The sequence below is a fragment of the Micromonospora sp. NBRC 110009 genome, assembly GCF_030518795.1.
Taxonomy (GTDB): Bacteria; Actinomycetota; Actinomycetes; order Mycobacteriales; family Micromonosporaceae; genus Micromonospora.
This window is the reverse complement of record NZ_CP130427.1, coordinates 3,736,604-3,750,205: the sequence shown is the minus strand read 5'-3', so window position 1 is coordinate 3,750,205 and position 13,602 is coordinate 3,736,604. Positions and strand designations below refer to the sequence as shown.

Genomic DNA, 13,602 nt, shown 5'->3' with positions numbered 1-13,602 from the left:
CCTGGTCATCGAGGACTGTGACGACGCAGCCCGCAGCCAGCGCAAATCCAGACATTTACGTCGGCCCCAGCAAACCATCTCGATTCCCGTCGGCACCCGGGCTGCCCGCCACTCAGGTCCACCCCGAGATCTGCCCCAATTCTGATAATTTCTCACGAGCGCCAGTCTTCCTGCGGCAGTATCCCTTTCGGGGGACCTCGACCACCTCCCGACCTTTCGCCGGGACGGTTGGCCCGTTCAGGGAGGCTCACAGTGAAGGTCCTGCACGTGATCACCGGCCTTGGCATCGGTGGAGCGCAAACGCAGCTCGAACTGCTGCTCAGACACACCCGGCATGAGCCCGAGGTGGTCACGCTCCACAACCGCGGCCAGGTCGCCGACACCATCGCGCAAGGCGGTGTGCGAGTCCGTGACCTCGCCATGACCCGCAGCACCGAGGTGTCCGCACTGGGCCGGCTGCACCGGATCATCCGGGAGGGACGCTACGACGTCGTCCACACCCACCTCTACCGCGCCCAGATCTACGGGCACCTCGCCGCACGCCTCGCCGGCACCCGAGCGATCGTGACCACCGAGCACTCCGTCGGCGAGACGCCCGTCGAACGCCGGCGGATGACCATGCCGGTGCGGACCGTGTACCGCGCTGCCGAACTCTGCTCGCACGCCACGGTCGCGGTGTCGGACGTGGTCCGGAACCGGCTGGTGGCCTGGGGTGTGCCGAGCCGGAAGATCACAGTGGTCCCGAAGGCGGTCGACTTCGCCGCCGTCGCGTTCGACCCGGTCGGCCGGGTGAACGTGCGGATGGGCTGGGGCATCGGACCGAACGTCCAGGTCATCGGAGTGCTCGGCCATCTCGGCCCCGACAAGCGGGTTGACCTGGTGATCCGGGCGGCCGCGCCGCTGCTCGGCGAAAGGCGGCGCCTCGTGGTGGCCGGTGACGGCGAGGAACGCGAGCGTCTCGAGCAGATCGTCCGAGAGGTCGGGGTGACGGAGCACGTGCTCTTCGCCGGAGCGCGCCGGGACCTGGGCGCAGTGCTGTCGTCGTTCGACATGCTGGTCGCCGCGCCGGCGCAGGAGACGTTCGGGCTGGCCATGCTGGAGGCGCTGGGCAACGGGCTCCCCCTGCTCTACACCACCTGCCCCACGTTGGACGGCATCGTCGTCGAGCGGGCGCGGCAGGTGCCCGGCGACGAGGTCGGGCTGCGTCGGGAACTGGCCGCCGAACTGCACGCTCCGCTGCACCCGCGCACACCCGTACCCGCACTGTGTGAGCGGTACGGCATCGAGAGCGTGGCTGCCCGGATCGACAACCTGTACGAACGGACAGCGGCGCGGGGTCCTGCGCTGGAGCGCGTCACCGAGACGGAGGAGGAGTGGCACGGGGACCTCTCGCCGTCAGCGTGAAGGGTGAAGGCGCACTGGCGGTTGGCACTGCGCGCCGGGGAAACTCAGCGCCAGATCGAGGCCGTCAGGGCTGCCGCCCCGGACTGATGCCGCGCGCCGCCACCGCGAGTCGACGCCCGTCCCACACCGCCGCCGCATCCCCATCGGTGTCGGTACGCAGCACCCGGGCGCCACCCCGGGTCAGCCGGCCCAGCAGGCCCAGGTTCGGGTGCCCGTAGTCGTTGTCGACGCCGACCGACACCAGCGCCACGGCGGGCCGGACCGCGTCGATGAACTCCGGGTCCTGGTAGGCCGAGCCATGGTGGGCGACCTTGAGCACGTCGGCCCGGACGGCCTCCGGCGGCCCGGCCTCCAGCAGCGCCCGCTGCTCCTCCGTCTCGGCGTCACCGGCCAGCAGGATCCGCACCCCGGCCACGGTCGCCGCGACCACCAGGGAGTTGTTGTTCGGATCCGACCGGCTGCCCTGCAGCGGGTACGGCGGCCCCAGGACGACCAGCTCCACTCCCCCGCCCCGCCAGCGCCACCCCACCGGCACCGTACGCAGCCCGGCGGCGCCGCTCCGGGCCGCTTCGCGTACCTGGGAAACGCCGTAGGGCGGCTCGGCCCAGCCCGGGGTCACCACCTCCGCCACCCGGCGTCCCCGGAACACCCCGGCGACGCCGCCCACGTGGTCGGCGTGGAAGTGGCTGACCACGAAGAACGGCACCTCGCGTACGCCGAGCCGGCGCAGGCAGCCGTCCACACTCGAGGGCTCCGGGCCGGCGTCGACCACCACCGCCCGGCCGGCGGCGACCGGCAGCACGATGGCATCCCCCTGCCCGACGGCGCAGGCCACGACCACCCAGCCCGAAGGCGGCCAGCCGGAGGCGAGCAGCCGGACGGGCAGCGTGCCGAGCACCACCGCGACCGCGCAGGCCGCGACGAGCCGCCGGACCAGCGGGCGCCGGGTGGCGAGCAGCAGCGCCACCGTGAGCGCGGTCAGCAGCAGGGCCCCGGTCACCCCGCCCGGCCAGGCCAGCGTCCCGGCGGGCAGCCGGGCCCCCTGCCCGGCGACGAGCAGCAGCCAGCGCGCCGGCCAACTCGCCAGCCAGGCGGCGAACTCGGCTCCCGCCGGCCAGACCGGCGACACCACGGCGGCGAGCACGCCGAGCACGGTGGCCGGTGCGACGGCCGGCACCGCCAGCAGGTTCGCCGGCACCGCGACCAGGCTCACCGTCCCCGACAGGCCGGCGATCACCGGCCCGCAGGCGAGCTGCGCGGCGGCCGGCACGGCGAGGGCCTCGGCCAGCCCCACCGGTACGCCCCGGCGACGCAGGGCGTCCCGCCAGCCGGGGGCGAGCAGCAACAACCCGCCGGTGGCGCAGACGGAGAGCGTGAACCCGGGGTCCCCGGCCAGCTCGGGGTCGACCAGCACCAGGACGGTGACCGCGGCGGCGAGGGCGGGCAGCGCGGCCCGGGGCCGCCCGGTGGCGAGCGCGGCCAGCCCGATCGCGCCCATCGCGGCGGCCCGCACCACGCTCGGGGACGGCCGGACCAGGATGACGAACCCGATCAGGGCCAGCACGCAGAGCACCGCGGCCGTCCGGGGGCCGGCCCGGGCCCAGCGGGCGAGCAGCAGCACCGCCCCGACGACGATGGCGACGTTGGACCCGGACACCGCGTTCAGGTGGGTCATGCCGGTGGTCCGGAAGTCCTCCTCGACGGTCGGGGACAGCCGGCTGGTGTCCCCGACGACCAGCCCGGGCAGCAGCCCGCCCGGCTCGTCGGGCAGCGGCGCGCACGCGCGGTGCAGCCCGGCGCGGAGGGCGCCGGCGGCGCGCTGCGGCCAGGACGACGCACCGTGCAACGTGGGCGGTCCAGTGGCGGTGAGCACCACCGCCGTCAGGTCGCCGCCGCGCGGCTCGGCCAGCCGGCCCCGGGCGGTCGCCCGCTGCCCGGGCAGCAACGTCCGCCAGGCCGGATCGGTCGCCAGCACCAGCCCGCGCACCGACCCGGTGACCCGCCGGCCGTCGGCGCCGGCGGTGAGGGTTATCAGGTCGGCCTGGAGCAGCACGGTGGCCGGCCGGCCCGGAGCGCCCCGGAGCGGCCGCGGGTCGTCCCGGACCACCAGGTCGGCGGTGACCGACGCCCGCTCGGCGGCGAGCGCCCGCACCGGGGCGGCGTCGCGGACCGCCACCCGGGCGGCGGTGGCGGTCGCGCCGCAGACGACGCCGAGCAGCACGGCGACCGCGATCCAGCCGTACCGCCGGACCGGGCCGGCCGGGCGGCCCAGCAGGCCGCACAGGTGCAGGCCGAGGACGGCAGCCAGGCCGGCGGCCACCCCGGCGAGGGTGGCCGTTTCGCCCGCGCTGAGGTGCAGCCCGGCCAGGGCGGCGAGCCAGGCGGCCACGGCAAGCCCGGCCAGCCGCAGGTCGGGAAGGCCCTCGGCGGCTCCGGCCGGCGGTTCCGCCGTCGTCTGGTCGTCCATGGCGTGCGACATCACACCGTCACCAGGTCCTTGAGCTGCTCGTACCGGGCGTCGCCGATGCCGTCGACCTGGCGCAGGTCGGAGACGGACCGGAAGCCGCCGTGCTGCTCGCGGTGGTCGAGGATCCGCTGGGCGAGCACCGGGCCGACACCGGGCAGCGCGTCGAGCTGGGCGAGGGTGGCCGTGTTCAGGTTGACCGGGCCGCCCGGGGCGGCGCCCGCCGCCGGCTGCCCGCCCTGTCCGGGCGGGACGGCCTGGCCGGGCGGGGCGGTGACGCCGACCAGGATCAGCTCACCGTCGGTGACCTTGCGCGCCGGGTTGAGCAGGGCGATGTCGACGCCGGGCAGCGCACCGCCGGCCGCCTCGACGGCGTCGGCGACCCGGGCTCCGGCGGGCAGCCGGACCAGGCCGGGGCGGCGTACCTTGCCGGCGACGGCCACCACGAGCTGCGCGGTCGCCCCGGGCGAGGCGGCCGGGCAGGGCTGCGGGCCGTCCGGTGCGGCGGCCGCCGCGACCGGGCGGACCGGCTCGGCGTGCGGGCGGGACCGCCAGGCCCACAGGGCGGCGATCAGCACCACCACGGCGGCGACGACCGCGAGGGCCCGGACACCCCGCCGGCCGGGATCGAACGCACCCGGCCCGGGCAAGCGGGAGAGCTGAGCGGACGGACTGCCGGGTGGCTCCTGCTCCGGCTCGCCAGGCGGGGCGGCCTCGGTAGGCCCAGTGGCCGGCTGCACGATCGCGTCGGACCGCGGGCCGGAACTCCCCTGCGCGGCGCGCGATCGCCTGCCGTGCCGCTGCGTGGTGGATTCCCCAGGGAGCAGGTCGAATGTCGGCCGGTCCGGCTCCCCGCGGGCACCCGGGTCGAACAGCCGGGACAGCCGCCGTCGCACCACGCTCTCTTCGTCGTCTGACACGGCGAGAGGCTAGGCCGAGGACGGGCGCCGCTCAGGTAGGAACGGTGACCCTGTGGACGGGGGGATCCCCTGATGCTCCTGTAATGCAAGCCGGGCTGGTCAGAGCTCTGCGAGGGCTGTGGATGACGGGGGCCGGATCCGCAGGGATTCCAAGATCAGCGGGTAGACCTGACGCGCGATGTACCGCTTCAGACATCGGGAGATGTCTCTGTTGCTCAGTCCTTGCTCGCGTCGGCGCTCGACGTAGGTCAGCGTCTCGGGATGGCAGCGCATCCGGTTGACCGCGACGATGTAGAGCGCCCTGTTGGCCATCCTGTCCCCGCCTCGGTTGAGGCGGTGCCGGTCGGTGCGACCGGAACTGGCTGGGATGGGTGAGACCCCGCAGAGTGCGGCGAACGCCCGTTCGTCGCGGATCCGCTCCGGGTTGTCGCCGGCGGTGATGAGCAGCTGCGCGGCGACTTCGGGGCCGATTCCGGGCAACTCCAGCAGCTGCGGGGCGGCCTGCTTGAGCAGGACCTGCAGGTCGACGTCGGCGGCCCGGATCTCGCGGTCCAGGTCGATGACGCGACGCGCCAGCCGACGGATCGCGGTCTTGGTCGCCGCGATCGGGTCGGCGATGTCCAGGGCTGGCCGCAACGCGGCAGCGGTCATGATCAGTTCCGAGTTGCGCAGGTCCAGGAGTTGGGTGCGCAGCGGTTCCGGGGCGGTGCGGACCATGCCGACCAGGGCGTTGATCGCCGCGGTGCGCGACTTCACCGCTGAGGTGCGGGCCACGCGGATGACCCGGATGGCCTCCACCTGCCCGTCTCGGTTCTTCGGGGTGGTGGTCGCGGTGCCGGCCAGCACCGCCCGGGCGGCGGCCTCGGCGTCGATCGGGTCGGACTTGCCACGCCGGCGGCGCATCTTGCGGTTGGGCCGGTCGACCTCCACGAGATGCACGCCCTGGGCGCGCAGGTAGCGGGCCAGGCCGACGCCGTAGCTGCCAGTGCCCTCGATCCCGACCGACCGTACCGGACCGTGGTCGCTCATCCACGCCAGCAGCGCCCGGTAGCCGGCCACCGTGGTGGGGAACTGGCGATGGCCATGCATCCGGCCGACCTCGTCGATGACCACGGCGGTGTGGGTATCGGCGTGGGTGTCAACGCCGCCGATGACTTCGAACTGGTGATCTGTCATGGTGGGTGGTGCTGTCCTTCCAGGTGACCAACCGGGGCAGCACGCACCGTCGGGCGGACGGACAGCACGGTGATGGGACCTCTTGCACAGGCTCCTGTCAGGTCACACCCGTCCGTTCGGCGCGTGCACCCGGCGCGGCCGACAAATCAGGCGAAGGGCAGCCAAGGCGCCAGGTGGACAAAGAGTCAGACCAGCGCCGGGAGCACGACGATCATGGCCGACCGGGCGGGACGAAGCATCTCACCGTGGACAACCGCCTGATCACGCCGAGGATGTGCTAGCAGGCGCGAGGGTGGAGGATTCGGGCGGGCGGTCCAGCAAGTCTCCAGTCGCCCGGCATCCGCAGCTCAGAACCTACTTGATCTAGCCGGCTTCGCCCTCAAGTTCCCTGCGGCGCTTCTCAGCCCAAGCCCTGATGTCGGCCGTCGCCCACACCCTGCCCACCGTCAGATGAGCGATCGGCTCGGGAAAGTCCCCACGGTCAGCGAGCGTGTTAGCTCGCTGCCTGGACACACCGAGGAAGGCCGCTATCTCGGCCATCGCCATCACGTCCTCGGTCATCGGTTCAGACCATCCAGGCCGGGCCCTTTACGACTCGTCAACAAGGGTCATCCGAAGGGGTTGACGGGTCGTCAACCCCTCGGCAAGAGTCGGAGCATGCCCATATGGAGGCTCCGCAAACCGATACCCCTCGCTCCTGTTCATCGGCCTGTGCGGCGGCGCTGGTTCCGCCGTGACTGTTCCTGTGGGCTGAGGTGGAAGACGTGCCCCGACAGGCACCAGCCCGTGCCCGTCGAGCCGATGCCCGAGGCGCCCGCACAGATCGGTCTCCCCTGCCGGAACCATCCGACACAGATCATCTGGACAGGAGATGTCCTCACCCGCGGGCAGGCATATCGCGCGAACGGCGGACGGCATGCGTAGCTGGCACCCTCGCGATCACTTGCCGCTGCGCCCGCTGTGGCTGTGTCGAGCCTGCGCCGACCCTTGGCCGTGCGCCAACGCCCGGCTGTCGCTGAAGGCCGAGTACGCCCAGGATCGCAGCGCACTGTGCGTCTACCTCGGGTCGATGCTGCACGACGCCTGCGCAGACCTGACGGAGCTCAGTCCGAACGATGTGGACGCACGCGCCCTCTACACACGGTTCGTCGGCTGGCCCGACAGGTTCCGTCGACGCGAGTGACGAAGTGCCCAGCAACCATGATCTTCCGGTTGGCAGCTCGGAATCCCTGAGGCGGTGGTCGAACATGCTCGATGTTCGTCGGTAAGCCCAGCCGCGGACGACCCGACGACAGTCAGGTCGTGCTACGCGGTCGAAGACAGTTCCCGGGCGAACCGGCGGATGGCGTCGGTGACGGCCGCCGGGGCGTCGAAGTTGGCCAGATGCCCGGCGCCCGGGACCAGTTCGATCCGGGCACCGGGGTGGGCGGCGGCGAACTGCCGCTCACCGGAGCGGAACACCCGGTCCCGCTCTCCGTTGAGGATGAGCACGGGCGCGCGCACCGTGCCGACGCTGGACGCGTCGAACCGGCCCAGCATGTCCCGCCAGGCGACCGGCAGGGTGTGGAAGGCGTACCCGTCGGCGATGGTGGCGTCGACGACCTCCGGCGGGTACAGGCGGCGCAGCAGCCGGTCGTTCCACCGGGCGAGCCGGGCCGCCGGCAGCCGGCCGACCAGCGCCGCCACCAGCCGGTACGGGATGGTGCGCGGCCCGGTGGTGGCCGTGCTCGCGCCCATCAGCACCAGCCCGGCCAGCAGGGCCGGGTGCCGGTGCGCGAAGTGCAGCGAGACGTAACCGCCGAGCGAGTGCCCCACCACCACGGCCGGTCCCGCGTCGAGTTCGTGGACCGCCTCGGCGACCACATCGGCGGCCCGGTCCAGGTTCCACGGGTCCGCCGCGCGGCCGCCGTGCCCGGGCAGGTCGACGGCCGCCACCGGGAACTCGGCGCCGAGGGCGGCCAGTTGCGGCTGCCACTGGCCGCGGGCGAAGCGGGTGCCGTGCACCAGGACGATCGGTGGATGATCCACAGTGCTCAGTGTGCCTCCGGGTCGAGACCGAGCGCTGCCCGGCCCCCGTCCACCGGCAGCGTCACCCCGTTGACGAAGGCGGCCTGCCCGGACAGCAGGAACGCCACCACATCGGCCACCTCCGCGGTAAGCCCGATCCGGCCCACCGGGTGCAGCCGGGCCAACTCCGACCCGACCCGGTCCGCCTCGGCCGGGGCGAGCCCGGCCAGGAAGGCGGCGTGCCGCTCGGTGTGGATCGAGCCCAGCGCGACGGCGTTGGTCCGGATCCCCCGGCCGCCGTACTCCACGGCGAGCGCCCGGGTCAGCCCCTCCACGGCCGCCTTCGCGGTGGCGTACGGCAGGGCGCCCGGCACCGCCCGGCGGGCCTGGTGGGAGGAGACGTTGACGATGGCGCCGCCGGTGCCGGCGGCGAGGAACCGGCGTACCGCCGTGGCGGCGCCCACCACGGCGGGGCGGAGGTTCCGGTCGATCAGCGCGCACACCTCGGCGGCGGGCGCGGTGTGCAGGGAGGCGTCCCGGAACACGGCGGCGTTGTTGACCCAGCCGGCCAGCGGCGCGGCCGCCTCGGCCAGGTCGGCGGCCCGTCCGGTGACCTCCTCGTCGGCGGCGTCGCCGGCCAGCGGGAGCAGCCGGTCAGCGGCCGGGTGCCCGGCCAGCCAGGTCAGGGCCGTCGGGTCCCGTTCGACGGCGACCACGGTGCCACCGCCGGCGGCGAGCCGTTCCACGATGGCCCGGCCGACCCCCCGGCCCCCGCCGGTCACCACGTAGGAGAGCGTCACCGGCTCACCTGCGGTGGACGACCACGCAGGCCAGGCCCGGTCCGGCGTGCGCGGCGACCACCGCCCCGGCCTCGGTGAGGTAGGTGTCGTGCAGCCGGTCGCCGAGCCGCTCGGTCAGCGCCGCCACCAGTTGTTCGGCGCGCTGCGGCGCGGCGAGGTGGTGCACGGCGAGGTCCACCTCGGCGTCACCGGCCGCCTCGACCGCCAGGTCGACCAGGCGCGCCACGCCCCGGCCGGCGGTGCGGACCTTGTCCCGGACCACGATCGCGCCGTCCGGCATGTGCATGATCGGCTTCACCGAGAGGGCGGTGCCGAGCAGCGCCTCGGCCGCGTTGATCCGGCCGCCCCGGCGCAGGAATTCCAGGGTGTCGACGTAGAAGAAGATGGTGGTCCGGTCGATCGCGTCGACCGCGGCGCCGCGTACCCCGTCGAGGTCCGCGCCCCGGTCGGCGGCGGACGCGGCGGCGAGCACCGGGAAGCCGAGGCCCATGCCGGTGGAGCGGCTGTCGACCACGGCGATCCGGTCGCCGATCTCGGCGGCGGCGAGCCGGGCCGCTTCGACGGTGCCGGAGAGCTCCGCCGACAGGTGCACCGAGACGACGCCGTCGGCGCCGCCGGCGAGCAGCGTGCGGTAGACCTCCGCGAACTGTTCCGGGGCCGGCCGGGAGGTGCTCACCGAGACGCGCCGGGCGCTGAGCACCCGGGTGGCGTCGTCCGGGAACGTCTCGACCCCTTCCAGCCCCTCCGCGCCGTTGAGCACGACGGTCAACGGGACGACGGTGAGCCGGTGCGCGCGCACCAGTTCGGGCGGGAGGTAGGCGGTGGAGTCGGTGACGACCGCGACGGGCATGCCCGGCACGCTAGCCGATGCCGGGCCGACACGCCTGGGCCGGACGGCTCAGACCGCGTCGGTCAGCGCTGGCTGGGTGATGAGCCCGACATTGTGCGCGCGCAGGTGCCAGCCCCGCACGTCGTCGTGGCGCAGCTCGGTCCAGTGGCAGTTGGCCAGCGAGCCGATGGTCCGCAGTACGGTGTGGTCCCAACCGAGCAGGTGGCCGACGCCCTGCCGGGCGCCGCCGCCGTGGGTGGTCACCACGACGGTGCCGCCGGCGGCCAGGTCGGCCGCGTCCTGGAAGGCGGCGCCGAGCCGCTTGCCCAGGTCGTCGAGGGGCTCGATGCCGGCGCCCGGGTCGGGGTCGCCGGCGCGCCAGCGGGCGTACTCCTCGGGGAAGCGCTCGGCGACCTCGGTGAGGGTGAGCCCCTGCCACTCGCCGAAGTGCCGCTCGCGCAGCCGGGCGTCGGGGCGTACCGGCAGCCCGGTGAGCGCGGCGAGCGCCGCGGCGGTGTCGGCGGCGCGACGCAGGTCGCTGGCCACGATCGCGTCGGGGTGCAGCGCGGCCAGCACCGGCGCGGCCGCGCGGGCCTGCTCCCGACCGAGGTCGTTGAGGGGTACGTCGGTCTGCCCCTGGACCCGGCTGGCGGCGTTCCAGTCGGTGTTGCCGTGCCGCCAGATGATCAGGCGGGTCATTCGCCGCTGGCGGTGCCCGCGGCCGAGTCGGCCAGGTCGCGGTCCACGAACGGGATCTGCGGGCAGTCCTTCCAGAGCCGGTCGAGGGCGTAGAACTCGCGCTCCTCGGTGTGCTGCACGTGCACCACGATGTCGACGTAGTCGAGCAGCACCCAGCGACCGCCCCGCTCGCCCTCGCGCCGGACCGGCTTGGCCTTCTCCGGCAGCTCCAGCAGACGCTCCTCGATGGCGTCGACGATGGCGAGCACCTGCCGCTCGTTCGGCGCGGCGGCCAGCAGGAACGCGTCGGTGATGGCCAGCTGGTCGCCCACGTCGATGATGACGATGTCCTGCGCCTTCTTGTCGGCCGCCGCCTGGGCCGCGGCCATGGCCAGCTCGTGAGCGCGTTCGGAAACTGTCACCGTTCTCCTTCGATCAACCGTGCGACCCTCCAAGCCTCTCACACCCGGCGGGGCGGCGACTTGTGAGTTCTGGTCGATTACGCGGACAAACGCTCACATTTGCGACGAAGTCACCGCTGGTAGAGGCGCCGCTTGGCGATGTACTGCACCACACCGTCCGGCACCAGGTACCAGACCGGCTCGCCCCGGGCCACCCGCGCCCGGCAGTCGGTCGAGGAGATCGCCATCGCCGGCACCTGCACCAGGCTGACCGTGTCGGCCGGCAGGTGCTTGTCGGAGAGTTCGAAGCCGGGGCGGGTCACCCCGATGAAGTGGGCCAGCTCGAACATCCGGTCCACCTCCTTCCAGGACAGGATGCGATCCAGCGCGTCCGCCCCGGTGATGAAGAAGAGCTGGACCTTCGGGCCGTACTCGTCGTGCAGGTCCTGCAGGGTGTCGACGGTGTAGGTCGGGCCGCCGCGGTCGATGTCGACCCGGCTCACCTGGAAGCGGGGGTTGGAGGCGGTGGCGATCACCGTCATCAGGTAGCGGTCCTCGGCCGGCGTGACCGGGTAGTCCGCCTTCTGCCAGGGCTGCCCGGTGGGGACGAAGACCACCTCGTCCAGGCCGAACCGGTCCGCCACCTCGCTGGCCGCCACCAGGTGCCCGTGGTGGATCGGGTCGAAGGTGCCACCCATGATCCCGATCCGCCGGATGTCTTCCTCCACCCCGCGATCGTAGGCCCGCCCCGCGCGGCGGCCCGGTGCGGCCCTTCGGCGACCGCGTCCCGGGGCGGTTCGCGGTACGGGCTTCCTGGGAGCCGCCCGAAGCCCTATACTCGCTTACGAGTAATCGGGAACGAGCACTACGAGGAGGCGAGATGCCGAGGCGGCGGAAGGTCGGCAACCTGCTGGCGCTGGCCGTGCTGTCCGCCCTGGTCCAGCAGCCGATGCACCCGTACGAGATCGCCACCACCCTTCGCGCCTGGGGCAAGGACCAGGACATGGAGATCAAGTGGGGGTCCTTCTACACGGTCGTCCGGAACATGGAACGGCACGACCTGATCGCGGCGGTGGAGAGCGTGCGGGAGGGCCGACGCCCCGAGCGCACCGTCTACCGCATCACCGACGCCGGCCGGGCGGAGCTGGTCGACTGGGCGCGGGAGCTGGTCTCGACCCCGGTCTCGGAACAGTCCCGGTTCCGCGCCGGCCTGTCGGTGCTCGCCGCGCTGCACCCCGACGAGGCCGTGGCGCTACTGCGCCAGCGGCTGGAGCAGGTGGAGACCGGGATCGCGGCCGAACGGGACGCGCTCACCGAGCACCTGCGCACGGTCCCCCGCCTGTTCCTGGTCGAGTCCGAATACGGCCTGGCCGTCCGCGAGGCGGAGGCGACCTGGCTCCGCTCCCTGCTGGCCGAGCTCACCTCGGGCAGCTATCCCGGGCTCGACGAGTGGCGGGCCTACCACGAGGCCGGCGGCCCCGAGCCGACCGGCCCGGCGGAAGGGAGCGACCCCGCACAGTGATGGACGGCCCCGGCACGGTGCGCCAACACCAGGCCGGGGCCCTTACCCCGAACCGACACCCGAAGGCGCCCGGCCCGAAGCGGCAACCATGAGGATAGCTGGGCTCCTTCCCGGTCGGTTCTCCACGACGACCGACGATCCCTGGGAGGGAACCGTGAGCAGAGTACGGACAGCCATCGTGATCGGCGGCGGCATCGCCGGCCCGGTGACCGCGCTGGCCCTGCACCGGGCGGGCATCACCGCCACCGTTTACGAGGCGTATCCGAGCACCACCGATGGCAGGGGCGGCACGCTCGCCCTCGCCCCGAACGGCGTCGCGGCGCTGCGCCTGGTCGGTGCGGCCGAGGCGGTCACCGCGATCGCCACCCCGATCCACACGCAGGCGCTGGCGGTGGGCCGCAAGCGCGTCCCCCTGCCCGGCCTGGCCGGCATGCCCCCGCTGCGCGTGGTGCACCGCAACGAGCTGCACCGGGTGCTGCACGACCGGGCGATCGCCGAGGGCGTGACCATCGCACACGGGAAGCGCCTGGTCGGCGTACGGGAGACGGCCGACGGGGTGACCGCCACCTTCGCCGACGGCGACACGGCCACCGCGGACGTGCTGATCGGCGCGGACGGCGTCCACTCGACCGTGCGTACGCTGATCGACCCGCACGCCCCCGGCCCCCGGTTCACCGGAGTGCTGGGTTTCGAGGCGGTGGCCCGGCACGAGGCGGACTCGGCGCCCGGCACGATGAACTTCGCCTTTGGCCGGGGCGGCTACTACCTCTACTGGCCGGAGCCGGGCGGCGGCACCCGGTGGGGCGTCAACCTGCCCCGGGAGCGGCCGATGAGCCTCGCCGAGGCCCGCGCCGTACCGGCCGCCGAGTGGCTGCGGGTCCTGCGGGACGCGTACCGCGACGACGACCCGGGGCGGGATCTGATGCGGACCAGCAACGCGGCGGAGTTGCAGGTGGTGGGCTCGATGCACATCATGCCGCCGGTCCCGCACTGGCACCGCGGGCGGATGGTGCTGGTCGGCGATGCGGCCCACGCCCCCTCCAACAGCTCCGGGCAGGGCGCCTCGCTCTCCATCGAGAGCGGGGTGCAGCTGGCCCGGTGCCTGCGGGACCTGCCCGACGTCCCCTCCGCGTTCGCCGCGTACGAGCGGCTGCGACGGGACCGGGTGGAGAAGGTGGCCGCGCGGGCGGCCCGGATCAACCACGCGAAGGCGCCGGGACCGGTGGCCCGGGCGATCATGCCGGTGCTCATGCCGCTGTTCATCAAGGCGGCCATGAACCCGGAGAAGATGATCGGGCACGAGCAGCGGTACGTCATCGACTGGGCAGCTCCGGTGACCGCGGGCGCGGCGGTGGGCTGAGCCGTGCGCCGGGGTGGCGTACCCGATGGGGTGCGCCACCC

The 13,602-nt window shown here is 73.6% G+C and carries 14 protein-coding genes; 4 read left to right on the top strand and 10 right to left on the bottom strand.

Going from position 1 to position 13,602, the window contains the following annotated elements:
• The first annotated feature begins 252 nt into the window (after nucleotides 1–252).
• The gene (locus Q2K19_RS17990; RefSeq protein WP_302762453.1) at nucleotides 253–1,404 is read left to right on the top strand and encodes a glycosyltransferase; all 1,152 of its coding nucleotides are present in this window, start codon (nucleotides 253–255) and stop codon (nucleotides 1,402–1,404) included.
• A gap of 64 nt (nucleotides 1,405–1,468) precedes the next feature.
• On the opposite strand, the gene Q2K19_RS17985 is transcribed toward Q2K19_RS17990, so the two are convergent.
• The 4 genes from Q2K19_RS17985 to Q2K19_RS17970 form a co-directional block, all read right to left on the bottom strand.
• Nucleotides 1,469–3,883, bottom strand: coding sequence for a ComEC/Rec2 family competence protein (locus Q2K19_RS17985; protein ID WP_446839642.1), 2,415 nt, complete (start codon nucleotides 3,881–3,883; stop codon nucleotides 1,469–1,471).
• Entirely contained in the window at nucleotides 3,883–4,788 is a 906-nt protein-coding gene (locus Q2K19_RS17980) for a helix-hairpin-helix domain-containing protein (protein WP_302762452.1), read from the bottom strand. Before Q2K19_RS17980 ends, Q2K19_RS17985 begins: the two co-directional genes overlap by 1 nt.
• 99 nt (nucleotides 4,789–4,887) lie before the next feature.
• The gene (locus Q2K19_RS17975; RefSeq protein WP_302762338.1) at nucleotides 4,888–5,964 is read right to left on the bottom strand and encodes an IS110 family RNA-guided transposase; all 1,077 of its coding nucleotides are present in this window, start codon (nucleotides 5,962–5,964) and stop codon (nucleotides 4,888–4,890) included.
• Between the two features lie 363 nt (nucleotides 5,965–6,327).
• Nucleotides 6,328–6,525 carry a helix-turn-helix transcriptional regulator gene (locus Q2K19_RS17970; protein WP_302762451.1) on the bottom strand — a complete coding sequence of 66 codons (198 nt, stop codon included), beginning with the start codon at nucleotides 6,523–6,525 and terminating at the stop codon, nucleotides 6,328–6,330.
• A 355-nt stretch (nucleotides 6,526–6,880) separates the two neighbouring features.
• Between Q2K19_RS17970 and Q2K19_RS17965 the strand changes: the two genes are divergently transcribed.
• On the top strand, nucleotides 6,881–7,147 hold the full coding sequence (locus Q2K19_RS17965; protein ID WP_302762450.1) for a hypothetical protein: 267 nt from the start codon (nucleotides 6,881–6,883) through the stop codon (nucleotides 7,145–7,147).
• Between the two features lie 122 nt (nucleotides 7,148–7,269).
• Here the strand turns inward: Q2K19_RS17965 and Q2K19_RS17960 are convergent, their stop codons facing one another.
• The 6 genes from Q2K19_RS17960 to nadD form a co-directional block, all read right to left on the bottom strand.
• Nucleotides 7,270–7,992 carry an alpha/beta fold hydrolase gene (locus Q2K19_RS17960; RefSeq protein WP_302762449.1) on the bottom strand — a complete coding sequence of 241 codons (723 nt, stop codon included), beginning with the start codon at nucleotides 7,990–7,992 and terminating at the stop codon, nucleotides 7,270–7,272.
• 5 nt (nucleotides 7,993–7,997) lie between these two features.
• On the bottom strand, nucleotides 7,998–8,771 hold the full coding sequence (locus Q2K19_RS17955) for an SDR family NAD(P)-dependent oxidoreductase (protein WP_302762448.1): 774 nt from the start codon (nucleotides 8,769–8,771) through the stop codon (nucleotides 7,998–8,000).
• Nucleotides 8,772–8,775: 4 nt separating this feature from the next.
• A complete protein-coding gene (locus Q2K19_RS17950; RefSeq protein ID WP_302762447.1) occupies nucleotides 8,776–9,621 on the bottom strand; it encodes a DegV family protein in 846 nt (281 codons plus the stop codon).
• 48 nt (nucleotides 9,622–9,669) lie between these two features.
• The gene (locus Q2K19_RS17945) at nucleotides 9,670–10,299 is read right to left on the bottom strand and encodes a histidine phosphatase family protein (RefSeq protein WP_302762446.1); all 630 of its coding nucleotides are present in this window, start codon (nucleotides 10,297–10,299) and stop codon (nucleotides 9,670–9,672) included.
• Entirely contained in the window at nucleotides 10,296–10,700 is a 405-nt protein-coding gene (gene rsfS, locus Q2K19_RS17940) for a ribosome silencing factor (protein ID WP_302762445.1), read from the bottom strand. Before rsfS ends, Q2K19_RS17945 begins: the two co-directional genes overlap by 4 nt.
• A 110-nt stretch (nucleotides 10,701–10,810) precedes the next feature.
• On the bottom strand, nucleotides 10,811–11,407 hold the full coding sequence (gene nadD / locus Q2K19_RS17935; protein ID WP_302762444.1) for a nicotinate-nucleotide adenylyltransferase: 597 nt from the start codon (nucleotides 11,405–11,407) through the stop codon (nucleotides 10,811–10,813).
• Between the two features lie 152 nt (nucleotides 11,408–11,559).
• Here nadD and Q2K19_RS17930 point away from each other — a divergent pair, with 152 nt between their 5' ends.
• Nucleotides 11,560–12,201, top strand: a complete 642-nt coding sequence (locus Q2K19_RS17930; protein ID WP_302762443.1) for a PadR family transcriptional regulator — start codon at nucleotides 11,560–11,562, stop codon at nucleotides 12,199–12,201.
• 154 nt (nucleotides 12,202–12,355) lie between these two features.
• Entirely contained in the window at nucleotides 12,356–13,561 is a 1,206-nt protein-coding gene (locus Q2K19_RS17925; protein WP_302762442.1) for an FAD-dependent oxidoreductase, read from the top strand.
• Nucleotides 13,562–13,602: the final 41 nt, after the last annotated feature.